A 16,351-nucleotide genomic window follows, 5' to 3' on the forward strand; every position below is an offset into this window, starting at 1 on the left:
CAAATATCTGCATTTAGTTCAAATTATCTGCTGGATTTTTGGTTTAGATCGCGTTTTTGTATTTTATTTTGATTTGGGGCAGGTGACTGGCGTGTTATGTGCATTAATTAAATTGGCATCGCGTGATGTTCGTTTTCAAGGAGCGCATTTTGTCCAGATCAAACGCCCACCTTAACCCGCTAGAGTGTACTCAGCAGGCACTGCATTGGATTCATAGTGACACGCTATCCCCAGATGACATGGCGGCACTGAATCAGGAAGTCTTGAGTTGTTTTCGTGAATACGTCAACCCGGGTTTTCTGGAGTACAGAAAATCTGTCACTACCGGCGGCGATTACGGTGCAGTCGAATGGCGCGCCAGCGGCCCGAATACGCTGATTGATACCCAAGGGAATGAATATCTGGACTGTCTGGGCGGTTACGGCATTTTTAACGTTGGGCATCGTAACCCTAACGTGATTGCCGCTGTTGAGAGCCAGCTTGCCAGGCAACCGCTACATAGTCAGGAACTGCTTGACCCACTACGGGGGCTGTTGGCAAAAACGCTGGCGGCACTGACGCCGGGTAATCTGAAATACAGCTTCTTCAGCAATAGCGGAACGGAATCGGTTGAAGCTGCCCTGAAGTTGGCGAAGGCTTACCAGTCACCGCGCGGTAAATATACCTTTATCGCTGCGACAGGGGCGTTCCACGGGAAATCGCTAGGCGCGCTTTCCGCCACTGCCAAGCCTGCGTTTCGTCGTCCTTTTATGCCGCTGTTACCCGGTTTCCATCATGTTGCTTTTGGCGATATCAGCGCCATGCGCAAGCAGGTTCAGCAATGTCAGAAGACCGGCGATGACGTTGCAGCTATCATCCTTGAACCCATTCAGGGGGAAGGCGGCGTGATTGTGCCACCGGAAAATTACTTGCCTGCGGTCAGAGCATTATGCGATGAGGTTGGGGCATTGCTGATTCTGGATGAGGTGCAAACCGGCATGGGGCGCACGGGCAAGATGTTCGCCTGTGAGCATTATGGCGTGCAGCCCGACATTCTGTGTCTGGCGAAGGCGTTGGGCGGTGGAGTGATGCCGATTGGCGCAACGGTGGCGACGGAAGCCGTATTCTCCGTGCTGTTTGAAAACCCGTTCCTGCACACCACCACGTTTGGCGGCAATCCGCTGGCCTGCGCGGCGGCGCTGGCAACCGTCAATGAACTGCTGACGAAAAATCTGCCAGAACAGGCGGCAATCCAAGGGGAATTTTTGTTACAGGGCTTACAGCAACTGGCGGCCGAGTATCCTCAATTGATTATCGAAGCACGGGGAATGGGGCTGTTGCAGGCTATCGAGTTCAGGAAAAACGAGATCGGGTACGCGTTCGCGAAAGAACTGTTTCAACGTAATATTCTGGTCGCGGGTACCCTGAATAATTCCAAATCGGTCAGGATTGAGCCACCGCTTACCATCACGCGCGAGCAATGTGCCCGAGTATTGAAGGAAGCGAAGGACGTGCTAAAAAAGCTCAATGGCACGATGCCTGACGAAAATAAAATGAAGGAATATGCGGTAGAGTGAAAAACCAGACGGAAATAGGCAGTACCCCATTACGTCCATCCCGAAAGCCAGTCAGCATTCACTGACTGGCTTTTTTAGCAAAACCCCTACGGATTCACCAAACAGGGGGTCGTTTTGCTGATTGTCATGGATGCCCTACCGTTGATGAGCAGATGTGGTTACCTGTGTTTACGCGCGATCAGCACATTTAATGGTGCCATGGGAAATGCCTGATGACGCCGGGTTTCGACAGAGGTAAAACCTGCTTCCACTAGCCACTGTGTCAGTTGCCCTTCCTGCGTGACGTGGCGGCCACTTATTTGCATCGGCAGATAGAACGGCAGAATCGGTGCGGCATCGTCGGCTTCTTCGGGAATCTCCGCCTGTGCCAGAACCAACGAGCCATCCGGCGTTAGCGTGTTGTAAAGCGTGGACAACATGGCGGGAATATCCTCGACAAAATGCAGGAATGAAGAGCTCCAGATTAGATCGTATTTCTCGCTGGGAAACGCGCCGCTTTGTGCTGACAGTCGTGCGGATAATCCGGCAGCGTTGATATTACGCTGTGCTACGGCGGCAGTTTGCGGCAAGTCATAGATCGTGCCGGAGATCTGGGCATGGCGCAGCGCCAGCGTAATCGCCACCCAGCCGGGGCCACCGCCCAGATCGAGAACGTGCCTGATTTGCGGGAAATCCGGCAGTCTGGAGAGCAGTTGATCGGCAAGGTCTGCGGTTATCGATCGCTGCTCCTGTGCGATTTGCTGTTCTGCCGCACTGGCCCACGCGGCATCGCGGGGTAACTCGCTCAACTGCGCAGGCAGCGGCTGGTGCATACCGTCGGCGAGCCCCTGACCAAACTGGCGCAGGCTGGTGAGGCGAAAACGCCAGGCGTCACCGAGAAAACGCGGGCTGCTGCGACAGAGCACGGCAGAGCTGGCGGATGCGGTGCGATAACCGCCATGATGGCGCGTCAAAAGCTGCATACTCCATAGGATTTCAAGCAGAAATCCGGTTTTCTCCGGCTGCCATCCCAGTGATTCCGCCAGTTGTTCCGGCGCGGTGACATCCTCCAGTCGGTCGAAAATCTGCTGTTCCAAAGCCAGATGTAAAACGTCGGCTTTCACGCTGTTGGCGGCAAGCTGCCATAATGTCTCTAGTGGGTTCATAAGCGGTCTTTCTCATTGATGGTCTGTCGATAGGGAGTATGCTATCTATAAATGAGAATGGTTATTATGTTCATTGTTATGCGAAACGGCGTTTTTCATATGCGAAACGGCGAAGGAAGATGATGCAAAGACAGCGACAGAGGCGAAGTGAAAAACCCGCAGGCGATCGGTGCTGTACGAGTGAGGCGGATATCTCGGGCTCACGCCGTACTTTGCCAGATGGCATCGGTGAATGCTGGTCGGATTTCAGCCGTATTGATGCCGATCTGTCATTGGCTCGTTCACAATACCGTCCTCGTCGCGCGTTGGTGGAGGAAACACACAACCCACATTCACAGCCGATGCTGGTCATGACGTTTGCGCTGGCAGGGGAATCGGCCTATTACGATAGCCATGGTTCACAGGTCTGGTTTCGTCAACAGCATGTCACTATCACGACGTTTGGTGCTAGCGTGGGCGAACGCCATTATCAGGCTCAGCAGCAGGTCGATCAGCTACGGCTACTGGTGGGGAAAGCAGCGGCTATCCGCTATTTTGGCGCGCAATGTGCGGAACAGTTGTTTAGTGATGATGGGCTACAGCAGCGAGCATTTGCGTCTGTCTCTGCGGCCAGCCAAGTGCATGTGAATGCGCTGTGCGGCGACGCCGATCCGCTGAATCGCCATATCCACGCCTTAAGTCTGTTATCGCAGTATCGATATCTTCTGCAACCGAAGGGCGAACGCGGCGGCATTCATCCACAGGAACGGCAGCAGTTGGATCGAGTATGCCATTGGATGCGTGAACATCTGGCTGAACCGTTGACGCTAGCCTGTATTGCAGCACAGTCTGGGATGAGTGAATCCAAACTCAAACTTGGGTTTCATCGCTGCTTTGCGAGCACGCCGGGTCAAATGTTATTGCGGATGCGAATGGAGCGGGCGCACCAGCTATTGGAACAAGGGTTTCAGGTGGCGCAGACTGCCTGGCAAGTTGGCTATCGACATCCGGCTAATTTCAGTCTGGCATTTACGCGCTATTTTAACCGTAATCCGAAAATGATTGCGTCGCGGAAGTAAATTACGTTCAGGAGATAATATAACCGTTCTGTCATAACCTTTTACCATTATTTTCCTTTCATTATATTCCCGTGCGTTATTTAAGCATGCAGCGTCATTCTGGGGCGTGAAACTGAGCCTTTATCCAAACTCTTCTATACTCCATTCAGCAGTATCAACGTGTAACGAATATTGCGGCCAATAAGCGGTTGTTTTTCAATGTGCAGTCGGGTGGTTCCCTGTGCATGAAATAAGTCGTTTTATTTTTAATAAATTGCCGCTTTTTAAGCAAAGGAAAAAGGGATGAGATTAAGAAAGAAAAAAATTGAACCGATGAAAATTCAGGATATTACAATCATCGATAATGCCAGACTCAAAAAAGCCATTACCGCCGCCGCGTTGGGCAATGCTATGGAATGGTTTGATTTTGGCGTATACGGCTTTGTGGCGTATGCACTCGGACAGGTCTTTTTCCCCGGAGCCGATCCGGGTGTGCAAATGATTGCGGCGCTGGCAACGTTCTCGGTTCCCTTTTTGGTTCGACCGCTCGGCGGGATATTCTTTGGTGCAATGGGGGATAAATTCGGTCGCCAGAAAGTGTTGTCGATCACCATTATTATCATGTCGGTGAGCACATTCTGTATCGGCTTGATTCCGTCCTATGAATCTATCGGTATTTGGGCGCCGGTATTGTTGCTGTTAGCGAAACTCGCGCAGGGTTTCTCCGTCGGGGGAGAATATACCGGTGCGGCTATTTTCGTTGCCGAATATTCCCCAGACAGGCGACGCGGCTTTTTAGGTAGCTGGCTGGATTTCGGCTCTATTGCTGGGTTTGTAATGGGGGCGGGCGTTGTGGTAGTGATTTCCTCCATTGTCGGGGAAGAAAGTTTTCTGGAATGGGGATGGCGTATTCCATTCTTTATTGCCGCACCGCTTGGATTAATCGGGATTTATCTGCGCCATGCGCTGGAAGAAACGCCGACGTTCCAGCAGCACGTAGACAATATTGATAAAGAATCGAAAGACAGTATTCAATCTCCGCCGAAGATTTCTCTGCGTGAGATCGTGACTAAACAATGGAGAGGGTTGCTGGTCTGTATTGGGATGGTGATTACCACCAATGTTACCTATTATATGCTGCTAACCTATATGCCGAGTTACCTTTCACACAGCCTGAATTACTCCGAAGATCATGGGGTGATGATTATTATCGCCGTCATGATCGGGATGCTATTTGTGCAGCCGGTGATGGGGCTGATGAGCGACCGTTACGGGCGAAAACCATTTGTTATTTGCGGTAGTATCGGGCTGTTGCTACTGTCAGTTCCCAGCTTTATCTTGATCAACAGTGATGTAATTGGGCTGATTTTTTGTGGATTACTGATGTTGGCCGTACTGCTGAATTCGTTTACTGGTGTGATGGCATCGACGCTTCCTGCACTGTTCCCTACGCATATTCGTTACAGTGCGCTGGCGACGTCATTTAACGTTTCCGTGCTGGTGGCAGGTTTTACGCCGACGGCGGTAGCCTGGCTGGTGGAGTCGACCGGCAATCTGTATATGCCAGCGTATTACCTGATGGTGATTGGGCTGATCGGTCTGATTACTGGGATGTCGATGCGAGAAACGGCAAACCAGCCGCTGAAAGGTGCCACGCCTGCGGCGTCGGATCGCACCGAAGCCAAAGAGCTGCTGCAGGAACAGTACGACAATATTGAGCAGAAAATAGAAGACATTGATGAGCAAATTGCTGAACTGGAGAAGAAAAGAAAACGGCTGTCTGAACAGCACCCTGAAATTAACTAGCCTCGTCTCACTGAACGAGGAAAGCGCCACATCCGTGGCGCTTTTGCTATGTCTCATTCTGCCAGAACAGCCGACTGCGGTCGGCCGCCTGAGCAATATCCTTCGGTTAGCGGAACGGAGGCTCGTTAAAGGTGCGTAGCTTACGCGAGTGCAGTTTGTCGCTTTCCGCCCGCAGCAGATCGATGGCGCAGATGCCAATCTGCAAATGTTCCGAAATCGCTCCTTCATAGAAACGGTTCGCCTGTCCCGGCAGTTTAATCTCACCGTGCAACGGTTTATCCGAGACGCACAGCAGCGTACCGTAAGGCACACGGAAGCGATAACCCTGTGCGGCAATCGTCGCGCTTTCCATATCCACCGCGACAGCGCGACTGAGGTTAAACCGCAGAGCGGATGCCGCGTAGCGCAATTCCCAGTTGCGGTCATCGGTGGTGACAACGGTGCCGGTACGCAGGCGCTGTTTAACCTCTTCCCCCGGCATCCCGCTGACCATCTTAGTGGCGTCATACAGCGCGCGTTGCACTTCAGCGATGCTCGGAATCGGGATATCCGGCGGCAGAACGGCATCCAGAACGTGGTCGTCACGCAGATAAGCGTGTGCCAGCACGTAATCGCCGATGGACTGACTTTCGCGCAGGCCGCCGCAGTGGCCGATCATTAACCAGGCATGCGGGCGCATGACGGCGAGGTGATCGCAGATGGTTTTAGCGTTAGATGGCCCGACGCCGATATTGACCATCGTAATTCCTTTACCCTCGCGGGGAATGAGATGATAGGCGGGCATCTGGTGGTTTTTCCAAGCCAGATCGGAAACCGCCTGCTCGGGGTTAGGCGTGTCGGCGGTAATATAGATGCCACCCGCGCAGGACAGCGCCTCATAGGGGCTATCAGGATCGGCAATCTGTGCACAGGCCCAGCGCACAAACTCATCGACATAGCGGGTGTAGTTGGTGAAGAGAATGAACGGCTGAATATGTTCCACCGGCGTACCGGTATAGTGGCGGAGCCGCGCCAGCGAGAAATCGGTGCGCAGCGCGTCGAAGTGCGACAGCGGCGACGTAGTGGTGGAGTGAAACAGGCCATCTGCCGTTTCATCCCCAATCTGTGACAGTTCCGTGGTTGGGAAATGTTTGGCGATGCCGGCGCTCATAGAGCGGTCAAGAATCAGATCGGAACCGTCGAGCACGTAGGGGAACGGAATTTCCTGCTGTGACGGGCTGACTTCAATGGTGACGTCATAATCCCCTTCCAGCAGCGCCAGTTGTTCCGCCAGATAAGCACGCAAGAATGCGGGACGGGTGACGGTGGTGGAATAACTGCCGGGATGGGTAAAACGGCCATAGGCGCGATGTCGGGGATGGCTGGTCGAGTTGCCATTCCAACTGACGCGTAAGGCTGGGTAGGCAAATAGTCCTGCGGCACGTGCAGTGGCGTCGGGCAACGAGCCATCATTGATGAAGCCCCCGATGGCGTCGCGCAGTGCTGAGACGGCATCATCATACAGCGCTTCCAGTTTATCCAGAGTCTGAGTGACGGTAAGACTGACGTGGGATCCGCTGTTATGCATGTTCTCTCCTTTATTCACACTCTGCACTATTCACATTCTGTATTTCGGCAGAAGTTAGCTCACAGCGTAACTGAAGATGTGCAGACCCGCCATCGTGAAATCTGGCGGGTCTGCGATCGTGAAGAGAAGAGCGCTAGTGCTTGTGGCGACCAGAGAGGTTTGCCGCGCTTACGGCCAGTATCGACAGCACACCGAGTGCAGCAGCCGGTGCCAGCACGCCCCAGAATGCGCGTTCGATATACGGCATACCTTCCGCCAGTACGCGTCCCCATTCCGGCGTCGGCGGTGATGCGCCCAGCCCTAAGAAGCCGAGAGACGCCAGCGCCAGCGCGATGCCGGGCAGTCGCAGCATCGCGTGACGGAAAAGCGGGCCAACCAGCGCGGGCAGAATATAGAATAGGCTGCGCCGTATCGGCCCCACGCCGAGTATCGGCAGCATCCGAATATAAGGGCGTGCATTGATTTCAGCGACCAGCGCCGCCGTGTGGGCAGCCAGCGGTGCCCAACTGACGGCAATCACGGCAATCGCCGCCCCCGTTGCCGTTGGGCCATTGACGGCGGCAACCAGCAGTCCGGCAATCACCGGTGGCAGGGCGTTAGTGACTTCTATAGGACCGGTGAGCAGACGCGGGAATAATCCAACTAACAGGCCAATCGCCAGACAGGCTAGCGATACCGCCAGCGCCAACAGACAGGTATTTAACGTACCGTGCGCAACGCGTGCCAGCAAATCACGCCCCATGGCGTCTGCGCCGAAAGGCAACAGGAACGATGGCGGTTGCAGACGTAGAAAGGCGGAGCTATAAGGATCGCGCGGTAACCCTGCCAGCAACAAAAATACCAGCAGCAGCGCGCAGATAATCGGTAGCCAGATGGCATGACGAGACACGGAATTATCGCGTTCTTCTGGCACTGGCATTGCACCGCTGTGCAGCGCGCGTCCGAGAATCAGCAGCCGTACGCTGCTTGCTGCCATACCCGCTAGAGAAGCGATGAGTAAGAGAATCAGCACGCCGACCTGCAAGGCGGGGAGGTCCTGCGCCGCCGCCGCACCCAGCGTTGCGCGACCCAGACCGGGAATAGCGAACACTTTTTCGACGGCAATTGCCCCGCCAGTTAACGATACTAGTACCAGCCCGACGAGCGGCATCACGCTGGGCAACGTGCGTTTCAGCACTGCCAGCGCGATATGACGACGGTTCACCCCCGCGACGCTCCAGGTCGTTAACCAATTCTCGCTAAAGGTGGCGGAGAGCGCATCTGCGATAATCCGACCAAGATAACCACCTGCCGGGATACCCAGAGCCAGCGACGGTAGCACCGCATAGTGCAAGCCCAGCCAGCCATAGGGTGGGAACCACTGTAGCCAGACGGCACCGACGATCAGCAGGAACGACGCCAGCAGAAACTCTGGCAATGCGGTAAATAAGGCAGCGAACAGGCCGCCTGAACGATGAACCTGACCGCGCAACCCCTGTCGAAAGGTAGAAGCACACAGCACGGCAGCCAGCGTGAAGGCCACCAGCGCCGAGGAGGCCATCAGCGTGAGTGATACGCCAGCCGCCTGCAACATACCTGGAAGCACCGGTTGGCCTGAAACCCAGGAATTGCCCGCATCGCCATGCAACAGGCCAGTCAGCCAGTTCAATAGCAGCTGCAGTGGGCCTTGATCCAGCCCGAGAGAATGGCGAATCGCATTTAGCGTCTCCGCTGTCGCTTCCTGCTCGCCGGAGCGAGCACGCAGCAGCGCCAGCGCTGGATCCTGACCGGATAACCACGGCAGCATACCAATTAATACCACAATCCCCGCTAGCGTCAGCAGCCGCGAAAATAGCGGGATCAGCACGCCGTATCGCGGACGTTGTGTCTGGTTGATGGTCGCGCAGGTGCGGCAATATAGCGATTCGCTCATAAACTCGTCATCTTTCTGGTTGCAGGTGCGTTACCTGTTATTTCGTGCCGGTAGCAATGCGCGTGGCGGTGTTAATCAACGTGCGTTCACGCGGATCACGCAGTGCGTCTTTTACCTGAGCACTCTCACCTTGAATCACTCGCTCATGCAGCATCGGGATTGCGGCATCACTGGCGAGGATCAGGTTTTCTGCCTGCATGATGGCCTGTCGGCGCGCTTCTCCTGCGGGGATCGCGGCAGCTTTTTGCAGCGCTTGATCGATTTCCGGTTGGCACAATTGTGCGATATTGAATGACCCTTCACAGGCAAAATCGCTGTACAGATAAGCCACCGGATCGCCTGAATCCAGCACAGTAGCGCGGGACAAAATAAAGGCGTCAAACTTGCCAGCCTGCGCGTCAGACTCGATCTGCGCATATTCACGCACCACCTGCTTCACCGTAAATCCGGCGGCGGTGAGCTGCTGTGCCAGATAGACCGCGACTTCAGGCAGCTCGGCGCGATCGCTGAAGGTTGCCAGCGTGATGGTCGCGCCAGCGGGCGTTCCGGCTTTAACCGGATTTGCCACAGGCTGGCGCAGCGTCGCCGCCCACGGTAGTGCTGGTCCCAACAGACCTTGTGCGACATCGGCACGCTTCTCATACACGTTATCCACCAACTGTTGACGATTGATGGCATCGCGTACGGCAGCACGCATGGCAGGGTCTTGCATCACGCCATGACGCGTATTCAGATACAGCGTGTTGGTACGTGGCATAGGCACTTCATGCACCAGCGATTGATCCAGCAGCGGTGCCTGAGAAACGGGAATGGCTTCGACAATGTCTGCCGTGCCAGTGCGCAGAGCGGCGGCACGTGCCGCGCCGTCGGACACAAAGCTGACGTCGATACCGCTGGACTGTGCTTTCTCGCCCCAGTAACCATCGAATCTATCCAACACTGCGCTGCTGGTGCCCGTGACAGTACGCAGAACGAACGGGCCGCTCCCGGTATTGATCGGGTTGACGACGCCATTCTTACCGTATGCCGTAGTGGAAAGAATCGCCAACTGTGGGCTGGATAAACGCTGCGGTAGTAGCGGATCTACTTTGGCGGTGGAGACAATGACGGCGTTATCGCCATCGGCTTTGACCGTTAACTGCACGCCATCCAGAATTCGAGGTTTAGGTGAGGCGGTAGAGGCCACCGTAAGCGCATTGACCACCGTGGCGGCGTTTAACGTGGTGTTGTCATGAAAATGGACGTTCGGACGCAGTTCAAAACGCCAGGATTTATCATCGATCTGCTGCCATTTCGTCGCCAGAGCGGGTTGTGCCTCACCGAGTTTATCGAGCACCACCAGCGTTTCTGCCGTACTCCAGCGCGACAGTTTAAAGGCGTCATCGCTCAGCGGCGTCAGACCTGAACGCGGTGGCTGGAGCATCGCCAGCTTGATTCGACCGTCATGATGCGAGGTGTGGTTTTCTTCAGGTTCATTAAAGCAGCCTGAAAGCAGCAGCGTAGCTGAGAGCAGACCGGAAATAGGCCACAGGGTATTACGCATATTCATCAGTCTGTCCTTATTCATTCACGGTTGAAGTGGATTTAAACGGGCGGCAGATAACCATCATCGCCAGTGAGCTACACAACGGTACGGCAGCGAGCAACACCCATGGAATCGCAGCCTGCGGCGATGGCGTTAGCGCGCGATCGAGCTGGCTGCCGAGCACAAAGTTGCCGACCAGCACGGCGATGCCGCCCATTGACGCCAGTGCGCCATAGTGCGCACCCAGGTTCTTGTTGTTGGCAAAGCGTGGAATGAGGTCCATCCCGACGGGGACGATAAGCATCTGTCCCAGCGTCAGCAGAGTAATTAATGAGATCGCGGGGAGCAGGCGCTGCCAGCCTTCCGGCGGCGTGGTGGAGGCAAACAGCGCGACGCTAAAGAAGGACGCGGACAGCAGCGCGAAACCTAATGGCAGCATGCGTGCCGCACCAACCCGACGAGCAAAACGCGCCAGTGGGAGCTGTAATCCGATCACCAGTAGAGAGGCCAGCACAAACAGCGTGCCGAGATCTTTTTCGCTACTGCCGGAGCGATGCAGTTCAACCGGTAGCGCCAGATAGAGCTGGTTATAGCTGAACAGGTAAGCGCTGTAGGCAATGATGAAGGCGACAAAACGCCGCTGGCGAAAGGTTTCCCACCACGGAGCGATGTGCAATTCAGCTTGATTTCGCTGTGTTGGCGGCAGGCTGAAAAACAGCACGATGAGTGCGATAACAAAAACGCCTGCACCCGCCAGCGCCACGCGCTGGAATCCGTATCCGGCCAGCACCGAACCGAGCAATGGCCCCAGCACCGCACCCAGCTCGCCGCAAATCGCAAACAGGGCGAACCACTCGGAGCGGCTGCGTTTTCCCTCTTTTTCACTCTGCGTACCGGCCTGTGCCATCAGCGCTTCAATGGCTGGGGAGAACAGGGCACCGCCGACACCGGTCAGGCAGGCACCGAGGATTATCGGCCATAGCGAGTCGCCCAACGCCAACAGGAGATAGCCGCTGATACGCACGACACAGCCGCACAGGATAGTTACGCGTGCACCGAAGCGATCGGCCAGCGCGCCGCCGACTAAAAATATGCCCTGTTGAGAGAAGGTGCGAAAGCCAATTACCAGCCCAATAGCCCAGCCGGAAAGCAGCATGTCGTCGCGCAGGAAAATAGCCAGAAACGGCACGACGGCATAAAAACCAATGTTGAAAACAAGCTGGCTACCCAGAAGCAACGGGGGATAAGGCCGTGGGGCGCGGTTGGCGGTAAGGTCTGACATTCAATCATCCGTTATAAAAATCTCCGCAATGGGGAGATGTGTTATTGACGTGGTTTTTTATTTTGTAAAACGTGTGTTTTTAGCGAGCTAATAGCCGGAGGCCGACAGCCCAGGTACGGCCTGCAATAAACGGGCGGTGTGCGCCTGTTCTGGTGAAGCCAGTATCTCGGCGGTAGGGCGATCTTCAATGATGCATCCGCTGTCCATGACCAGCATTCTGTCGCACAGTCCGGCGAGCATGGAAATATCGTGCGATACCATCAGTAATCCCATCTTGTTTTGTTCAGTGATCTGTTGAAGCAGGGTTTTGATCTGTTCACGTAGCGGCAAGTCCAGACCGCTGACGGGTTCATCTGCCAATAAAAACTCAGGCCGGATAATCAGTGCTCGCGCCAGTGCAACGCGCTGTGCCTGCCCACCGGAAAGCTGCCCAGCGACCTTGTCCAGAAGCGTGATGCTTAGCTCTACTTGATCCATAACCTCACGTAAATTCTTTTCACTAGCGCGACTGCGCTCGTCGGGACGGAGCCGCTTCAGTGGCTCAGCGAGGAGATCGGCGACGCGCTGGCGTGGGGCGAGGGAGCCTGCCGGATCCTGCGGAATATACTGAACGCGGCGGCGATACCAAAGTAGCGAGCGTACCGAACCGGGCTTAATCAGGTTGCCGTCGCAGTACACCGCGCCACTCTCTGGCGCTTCAAGCACAAGCAGGGTTTTTAGCAGCGTGGATTTACCACAGCCTGAGGCACCGACCAGCCCGACGCGTTCATGCTGTTGCAAATTCAGCGACAGGTCGTGAAAAATGGCGCTGGCAGGATCGGCCTTTTGCCACGGCAAACGCGGCGTCTGGCGATAGCGGCTGACGTGCTCAAGACTTAAAAACGGTGAGGACACCGCATGCAGGTGGTGATTCATCAGGCAAGCGCTCCCGCAACGGCGGTGGGGAACACATTGCTGGATAAGGCAGTGGTTGATAAAAAATTGTCAGCGCGACGCGCGGCAGCGACCAGACTACGAGTATAGGGATGCTGTGGTGCATTCAGGAGTTGCCGCATACTGCCGGATTCAACGATCTGGCCGTTTTCCATCACCAGACCGCGCTGGCAGAGTTGGGCGGCCACGGCGATATCATGCGTAATAAATAACAGGGCAGGCGCATCTGGCTGCGCGCTACGTTCCTGTAACACCTGCAATACCTGCTGCTGGGTAATGACATCAAGCGCGGTTGTTGGTTCGTCCGCGACCAGTAAGCGAGTTTTGCCGAGCAGCGCGAGGGTAATACAAATACGCTGCCGCTGACCACCTGACAGTTCGGCAGGATAGCGTTGCAGCAGATTGGGAATATCGTCCAGCTTCATGGCAGCCAGAAGCGCAGAAAGCTCAGCAGAAGAGGGAGCTTTCAACGCCAGCGAGAGCTGCTTTCCTAACGGCATGAGGGGATTAAGGGCTGTTGCAGAATCCTGAAAAACGGCAGAGACGCGACTGGTATGCGGGCGTGCCAGCGCTTTCAACTGGCTGACATTCTCGCCATTAACCCAAATACTACCGCTAATCTGGCATCCTGCGGGTGGGGTGCCGATTACCGTTTTGGCGGTGAGGGATTTACCTGAACCGGACGCGCCGAGTAAACAGACAAGTTCACCTGCGAACAGCGTAAAGCTGATATCGCTGACTTTTGTTTCACCACCAATAGACAGGCTAAGATTCTCTACCTGAAGCGTGGCGTCTGTATGTCTGTCCCAGTTGATCATGGCTTGCGTATAGGGTTGATGTAAATCGATATGTAATAACATAACAAATTAAGGCGAAATGATGCAAAGGAAATGTGATCCAGAGCGAATAAATCACGCTATCAACGCAGCCTTAACCCCTTGCGTCGGTGATGAGAAAGGGGAGAGTAAATCGTAGGGAAACGCGGTGTATCTTGAGTGGTTACTCGTTAGATTCATTACTGAGTTGTGCCAGTTCTGCTGCGCTCAACTGAGTCATCTGACAAACCTGAGCCGGTTCCATGCCGCTTAACAGGAGTTGGCGAGCAATCTGGCGAGCACTGGTTTTTATACCTTGCTCCATACCCCGTTGCATTCCTTGCTGCATGCCATGTTTGATGCCTTTTTCAAACCCGATTTTCTCTAGCTGCTGCGCGATGGTCATGATTGCCTCCCGATCCGTTGACAGAGATTGCGCGACGGCCTCAATAAACTCTGCGGGTTTTGATGTGTTACCGCTTCGTGCGATGTAAAACAGTATCGCTCTTTTTTGCGGCAGTGGTATCTGCCAGCGTTCAAATAATATCCCGATATCTTGCGCCAGTTCCAGCATATCGTGGTGTATCGCCATCCTTTGATCACACTTCTATGGAAATTCAGAGATGGTTTCGTGCGCTGCCCAGTCGCTATTCATCTTTGATACCGTACACGCGCCCGACTCAGGGCACTCAATTGCCGTAGCCCTGAGAACCCTGGCTTCCGGCTAAATTATGTCGCTACGCGATGCCATCGGTGTCCATGACCGCTAATCGAACCGCCAGTGACGCGCTCCCTGCGCGGCACTGGCTTTCGCGGCGTCCATGCCGCTCACTCGGCGGTCACGCCCACCGCTGCATAATTTTTTAAGCCGGATGATGGAGAAACCATCATAAGTTGTGACATGTGCGTAGAAATCAATGTGGATGGATAGAAGCGATCTCACTGGAAGCGAGATCGCGTTAAATGTCGTGAGGTTTAGGCTTGCTGCTCTGCCAGCCATTGGCGTAGGCGTTCGGGCTGTTGTGCGCCGCTCAGTCGAGCCTGTTCTTCACCGTTTTCAAGCCATAGTAGGGTCGGTAGTGTTCTTACCGCCAGTTTCTCCGCCAGTGCAATGTGATGATCGGCGTCCAGATAATGGCTCGGCAACTGGCGGTATTCCTCGTTATCCAGAATTGTTTCCAGTTGGCGGTAAAGGCTCTTACAGTGGACGCAGCGCTCTGCACCGATTAGCAACAGCTGTGGGCCAGCCTGTGTTGCCAGTTCTGTCCAATCGTCGGCGGTAAGCGGAGCAAAGCGCTCACGGTTGACGGCAAAGAGTTTCGGGCTGCGCTTGAGGTCTTCGCTGTCGGTCGCGACGCACAGGGCATCGCCGCTCTTTTTATAAGGGCGCGTGCCGTCAATACGAATGACGCTGGCGAAGCCGGGCGCGGCGGCTCCGGGCTGGCGTAGCTGAGTGTTGTCGGGGGCTATGACTGGCGTTTCCTGCGGGCGCGATAGCTGTGGCACCCACTCGTAGGGCACGCGATAGGCGCGATACAGCATGTTGGTGTTCACCGTCTTACCCCAGTAGGGGGAAATAAACTCCCAGACAATCTCATGATCGACGGTGACTTCAAACAGCCGGCCGTTGGCCCCTTCATTAATCAGCGTATTGCCGTTCGGCAGGCGCTGGATGTTGCTGATGTACGGGCTGTAAAAACGGAAGGCGTCGGTAGGGTGTGGAATGTCCGCTTCGTAAGGCGAATAACGCCAGACAATATCCAGCGTTACCGGATTGATTTCCAACACGCGGGAATGGTCGCGCCAGGCATTTTTCACCCCATCGGGGGATGCCGGATTGGGTGTGCCGTAGCCTGCCCAACCGCCGTTATCAAACACCAGAATATTGCCTGCGCCCGGCAAACCCGCTGGGATCATATGCGCGTGGTGCTGGCCGATAATCCAGCCGATGTGTTTGAGTTCAGGTGTGTTGTAATTGGGGCCAAGCTGCCAGACGATGTTACCGCTCAGCTTGTCGATGATGGCGATAATGTTGGATTCGCGTGCGTCCCAGATGATGTTATCGGGGTGGAAACGGGTATCGCCCTGATCGAACCATGGATTGGGGCCGAGTGCCGACATCGAGTTGATATGCATCCAGTCGCCCATCCCGCCGCCGCTCTTGCGCAGGTTGGGATTGTTGTACAGCGCGGTTTTGGCATCGTCATCAAAGCCCAGCTCGTCGAAATGGTCGCTGCACCGCCACTCCCATAAAATATTACCCTGCCAGTCCACCTCTATGATGGTGTCATCAAGCAGTAGTTTGTCGCTGATGCGTTCATTGTGCAGGTTGGTGTGCGCCAGCAATAGCGTGTTGCCGCCAATCGACTGCGGTTCTTGCCCCGGTGCGTAATAGCCGACCGGATTGCCGCTGCGCTGGTAATCATGATGGACGCGCGCCATCCATTCGGGTGGAAGGTCTGGATCGGTAATGTGTTCATAACCGTTGAATTTCCAGACGACGTTGCCATCCCAGTCCACCTGAATCAGATCGACCATGTCCTGCATACCGTAGCGCGAATCACGTTCGCCGCTGTGTCCGAGGATGTAACCGCCGGGCAGAATTTTGTTAGGGAAACCGTGCAGGCCTTCCCACAGGCGCAGTTCGGTGCCGTTCATATCCACCAGCACTGCGCCGCGCTCCAGTGCCTGAAAGACGGTGTAGCCGCCCCAGGCTTTTTCCGGGTTGAAAATTGTCGTGCCGGTTGGGTAGACGGAAGGGTGTCCCATGATG

General features: G+C 55.1%; 11 protein-coding genes and 1 pseudogene. 3 read left to right on the forward strand and 9 right to left on the reverse strand.

What is annotated here, in order from left to right; all coding sequences use genetic code 11:
- Positions 1–149: 149 nt before the first annotated feature.
- A complete protein-coding gene (ygjG, locus tag GZ59_RS07620; protein ID WP_173361603.1) occupies positions 150–1,556 on the forward strand; it encodes a putrescine aminotransferase in 1,407 nt (468 codons plus the stop codon).
- 158 nt (positions 1,557–1,714) lie between these two features.
- On the opposite strand, the gene GZ59_RS07625 is transcribed toward ygjG, so the two are convergent.
- Complete coding sequence (locus GZ59_RS07625; protein WP_011093124.1) at positions 1,715–2,701, reverse strand: class I SAM-dependent methyltransferase; 987 nt, start codon at positions 2,699–2,701, stop codon at positions 1,715–1,717.
- A 119-nt stretch (positions 2,702–2,820) separates the two neighbouring features.
- Here GZ59_RS07625 and GZ59_RS07630 point away from each other — a divergent pair, with 119 nt between their 5' ends.
- Together GZ59_RS07630 and proP are read left to right on the forward strand one after the other, a co-directional pair.
- Positions 2,821–3,759, forward strand: coding sequence for an AraC family transcriptional regulator (locus GZ59_RS07630; protein ID WP_235213965.1), 939 nt, complete (start codon positions 2,821–2,823; stop codon positions 3,757–3,759).
- Positions 3,760–4,041: 282 nt separating this feature from the next.
- Positions 4,042–5,544, forward strand: a complete 1,503-nt coding sequence (gene proP, locus GZ59_RS07635; protein WP_011093126.1) for a glycine betaine/L-proline transporter ProP — start codon at positions 4,042–4,044, stop codon at positions 5,542–5,544.
- Between the two features lie 106 nt (positions 5,545–5,650).
- On the opposite strand, the gene GZ59_RS07640 is transcribed toward proP, so the two are convergent.
- The 8 genes and pseudogenes from GZ59_RS07640 to GZ59_RS07675 all read right to left on the reverse strand — a co-directional run bounded on the left by GZ59_RS07640 (position 5,651) and on the right by GZ59_RS07675 (position 16,347).
- Complete coding sequence (locus GZ59_RS07640; protein ID WP_039291026.1) at positions 5,651–7,111, reverse strand: AMP nucleosidase; 1,461 nt, start codon at positions 7,109–7,111, stop codon at positions 5,651–5,653.
- A gap of 133 nt (positions 7,112–7,244) precedes the next feature.
- Positions 7,245–9,023, reverse strand: coding sequence for an ABC transporter permease subunit (locus tag GZ59_RS07645; RefSeq protein WP_039291028.1), 1,779 nt, complete (start codon positions 9,021–9,023; stop codon positions 7,245–7,247).
- Between the two features lie 37 nt (positions 9,024–9,060).
- A complete protein-coding gene (locus GZ59_RS07650) occupies positions 9,061–10,572 on the reverse strand; it encodes an ABC transporter substrate-binding protein (RefSeq protein WP_039291030.1) in 1,512 nt (503 codons plus the stop codon).
- Positions 10,573–10,582: 10 nt separating this feature from the next.
- Positions 10,583–11,830: an MDR family MFS transporter gene (locus tag GZ59_RS07655; protein ID WP_039291032.1), complete on the reverse strand. Its 1,248-nt coding sequence runs from the start codon at positions 11,828–11,830 to the stop codon at positions 10,583–10,585.
- Positions 11,831–11,917: 87 nt separating this feature from the next.
- Positions 11,918–12,745: an ABC transporter ATP-binding protein gene (locus tag GZ59_RS07660; RefSeq protein ID WP_011093131.1), complete on the reverse strand. Its 828-nt coding sequence runs from the start codon at positions 12,743–12,745 to the stop codon at positions 11,918–11,920.
- The gene (locus tag GZ59_RS07665) at positions 12,745–13,581 is read right to left on the reverse strand and encodes an ATP-binding cassette domain-containing protein (RefSeq protein WP_173361624.1); all 837 of its coding nucleotides are present in this window, start codon (positions 13,579–13,581) and stop codon (positions 12,745–12,747) included. The genes GZ59_RS07660 and GZ59_RS07665 overlap by 1 nt, the downstream gene beginning before the upstream one ends.
- A 181-nt stretch (positions 13,582–13,762) precedes the next feature.
- Positions 13,763–14,155: pseudogene (locus tag GZ59_RS07670) on the reverse strand (RpnC/YadD family protein); the annotation flags it as partial.
- Positions 14,156–14,553: 398 nt separating this feature from the next.
- Entirely contained in the window at positions 14,554–16,347 is a 1,794-nt protein-coding gene (locus GZ59_RS07675; RefSeq protein ID WP_011093135.1) for an aryl-sulfate sulfotransferase, read from the reverse strand.
- Positions 16,348–16,351: the final 4 nt, after the last annotated feature.

Source organism: Pectobacterium atrosepticum (assembly GCF_000740965.1).
Taxonomy (GTDB): Bacteria; Pseudomonadota; Gammaproteobacteria; order Enterobacterales; family Enterobacteriaceae; genus Pectobacterium; species Pectobacterium atrosepticum.

Bases quoted from the DNA above. Each gene is read 5' to 3' on its own strand.
- GZ59_RS07625 (WP_011093124.1), bottom strand. From the start codon at position 2,701: ATGAACCCACTAGAGACATTATGGCAGCTTGCCGCCAACAGCGTGAAA.
- GZ59_RS07630 (WP_235213965.1), top strand. From the start codon at position 2,821: ATGATGCAAAGACAGCGACAGAGGCGAAGTGAAAAACCCGCAGGCGAT.
- proP (WP_011093126.1), top strand. From the start codon at position 4,042: ATGAGATTAAGAAAGAAAAAAATTGAACCGATGAAAATTCAGGATATT.
- GZ59_RS07640 (WP_039291026.1), bottom strand. From the start codon at position 7,111: ATGCATAACAGCGGATCCCACGTCAGTCTTACCGTCACTCAGACTCTG.
- GZ59_RS07645 (WP_039291028.1), bottom strand. From the start codon at position 9,023: ATGAGCGAATCGCTATATTGCCGCACCTGCGCGACCATCAACCAGACA.
- GZ59_RS07650 (WP_039291030.1), bottom strand. From the start codon at position 10,572: ATGAATATGCGTAATACCCTGTGGCCTATTTCCGGTCTGCTCTCAGCT.
- GZ59_RS07655 (WP_039291032.1), bottom strand. From the start codon at position 11,830: ATGTCAGACCTTACCGCCAACCGCGCCCCACGGCCTTATCCCCCGTTG.
- GZ59_RS07660 (WP_011093131.1), bottom strand. From the start codon at position 12,745: ATGAATCACCACCTGCATGCGGTGTCCTCACCGTTTTTAAGTCTTGAG.
- GZ59_RS07665 (WP_173361624.1), bottom strand. From the start codon at position 13,581: ATGATCAACTGGGACAGACATACAGACGCCACGCTTCAGGTAGAGAAT.
- GZ59_RS07675 (WP_011093135.1), bottom strand. From the start codon at position 16,347: ATGGGACACCCTTCCGTCTACCCAACCGGCACGACAATTTTCAACCCG.